This window comes from Shewanella waksmanii ATCC BAA-643 (genome assembly GCF_000518805.1).
In the GTDB taxonomy this organism is placed as follows: Bacteria; Pseudomonadota; Gammaproteobacteria; order Enterobacterales; family Shewanellaceae; genus Shewanella; species Shewanella waksmanii.
The window spans coordinates 1-2,503 of record NZ_JAEH01000086.1; the positions used below are offsets into that span (position 1 = coordinate 1).

Sequence of the window (2,503 nt, forward strand, 5' to 3'; positions counted from 1 at the left end):
AATTCTTTATGAAAAGAATGGTGGTCGATACTGGGCTCGAACCAGTGACCCCCTCCTTGTAAGGGAGGTGCTCTCCCAGCTGAGCTAATCGACCTCGCTGTGTGGGGCCGTATTATAGGGACGGTAGAACGACTGTCAACGGTTTTTTATAGAAATAGATTAGTACGCTTTAATTTTGCTCGCCTTGACGAATACTTGTGCATTACAAGGTAAAGTTGCTTGAAGTGTCAGCATAAAAGTCAGCATTTCTATGTATAAATGAATGAGCACCTTCTCTATTGTGTCGCTATCAACCTGATATAGGCTTAACTGTAGCCAAATTTTGCCTATTTGTGTTGCACAACATAAATAGGTAGCGACGATTTCAGCTTATCAAACTCGTTAGCTTTGCCTTCAACGGACACAGGGAGTGTCACGGGGTGACTAGCGTGCTGGTTAGCCATCAAAAATTACTTGGCATTCTCAGCATTTTCGTTAAGGAGTATTTTGTCAATTCTTTATAGGCTGCTAGAATACGCCACACGATTTTATGTATAGCCTCTTTTATTGGGCTCTTTTTTTTAAAACATAGGTTAATGTTCAAATATGACGATTAAGACACGCTTTGCGCCAAGCCCAACAGGTTTTTTGCACGTAGGTGGAGCTCGTACCGCTCTTTATTCTTGGCTTTATGCTCGCGCCAACCAAGGTGAGTTTGTCTTACGTGTTGAAGATACCGATCTTGAACGTTCAACGCCAGAAGCGTGTGCTGCAATCCTAGAGGGAATGGAGTGGCTAGGTTTGACCTGGGATGAAGGTCCTTATTACCAGACAAAACGTTTCGATCGCTACAATGAAATTATTGCTCAAATGTTAGAGCAGGGCACAGCGTATAAATGTTATTGCTCGCGTGAACGTATTGAAGCTATGCGTGAAGAGCAAGCCGCAAAAGGCGAGCAGCAAAAGTATGATGGCTGTTGTCGAGATAAGGCACCACGTGATACCGATGAGCCGTTTGTTATTCGCTTTAAAAACCCAACAGAGGGAAGTGTGGTATTTGACGATCACGTTCGTGGCCGTATTGAAATATCGAATGAACTGCTTGACGATCTAATTATTGCTCGTACCGACGGCACGCCGACTTATAACTTCTGTGTGGTTGTGGACGACTGGGATATGGGTATCACCTGTGTCGTACGTGGTGAAGATCATATCAATAATACACCACGCCAAATTAATATCTTAAAAGCGCTGGGTGCGCCGGTACCTGAATATGCACACGTAGCGATGATTCTTGGTGATGATGGCGCCAAATTGTCAAAACGCCATGGCGCAGTGGGTGTGATGCAATATCGCGATGACGGTTATTTGCCTGAAGCACTATTAAACTATCTAGTTCGTTTAGGTTGGTCACATGGCGATCAAGAGGTGTTTTCGGTTGAAGAGATGCAGTCGCTATTTAAGTTAGATGACATTAATAAAGCAGCTTCAGCCTTTAATACTGAAAAACTAATCTGGTTGAACCAACATTATATGAAAGAGATGGCACCAGAATATGTTGCATCACATCTGCAGTGGCATATGGATGATCAGAATATCAATACTGACAACGGACCAGCGTTACCTGAAATTGTGACGGCACTAGCAGAGCGTGCGAAAACATTAAAAGAGCTGGCTGCTTCTAGCCGCTATTTTTATGAAGATTTCGCTGACTTTGACGAAACGGCTGCCAAAAAGCACCTGCGTGGCGTGGCACTTGAGCCTTTGACACTTATTCAGCAAAAATTGACTGCATTGACGGATTGGAATGTAGAAGCTATCCATCAGGCTATTCAAGACACGGCAAGCGAACTTGAAGTGGGGATGGGTAAAGTGGGTATGCCATTACGTGTTGCTGTAACAGGGGCAGGGCAGTCACCTGCGGTAGATTTAACCATATTCTTGATTGGGCAAGCTCGTTGTGAACAAAGAATCTCCAAAGCGATTGAATTTGTAGCAAATAGAATAAATTCCTAAAAAACGAGTTGACACTTTTGGGTGTGCTGCATAGAATGCGCCTCGCAGTTGAGGGAGATGCAGTGAATCACTAGCAGCCACTCAAATGTCAATTAGGTAAAAGGGGCCTTAGCTCAGCTGGGAGAGCGCAACACTGGCAGTGTTGAGGTCAGCGGTTCGATCCCGCTAGGCTCCACCATCTAATTGCTTAGCATTAAAGTAAAAGCCTACTAGCTTTAATGAGTATTCACTCGGTACAGAGTATAACGTATCAAAAGTGTCCCATTCGTCTAGATGAAATAGACAAGGACACCGCCGCCCAGTCTTTAATAAAGAGTACGGCGGTAACAGAGGTTCGAATCCTAGTTTCATGTTAAATGTCATTACGGTTATTCGATAGCATTGATGCTTAGCCTACAGGTATCAATGAGTACTCACTCTCTTCAAGAGTCTAAAACGAAGACCGGCGTCCCATTCGTCTAGAGGCCTAGGACACCGCCCTTTCACGGCGGTAACAGGGGTTCGAATC

At 44.3% G+C, this 2,503-nt stretch carries 1 protein-coding gene and 2 tRNA genes; 2 read left to right on the forward strand and 1 reads right to left on the reverse strand.

Features of this window, described 5'->3' with window-relative positions:
• Positions 1–18 precede the first annotated feature (18 nt).
• Positions 19–94 (reverse strand) — tRNA-Val (locus L865_RS0119950).
• A gap of 491 nt (positions 95–585) precedes the next feature.
• Here L865_RS0119950 and gltX point away from each other — a divergent pair.
• Together gltX and L865_RS0119960 are read left to right on the forward strand one after the other, a co-directional pair.
• Complete coding sequence (gene gltX, locus L865_RS0119955; protein WP_028774841.1) at positions 586–1,995, forward strand: glutamate--tRNA ligase; 1,410 nt, start codon at positions 586–588, stop codon at positions 1,993–1,995.
• A gap of 102 nt (positions 1,996–2,097) precedes the next feature.
• Positions 2,098–2,173 (forward strand) — tRNA-Ala (locus L865_RS0119960).
• The last annotated feature ends 330 nt before the right edge of the window (positions 2,174–2,503 follow it).

Excerpts from the sequence above, each read along its gene's own strand:
- gltX (WP_028774841.1), top strand. The coding sequence starts at position 586 with ATGACGATTAAGACACGCTTTGCGCCAAGCCCAACAGGTTTTTTGCAC.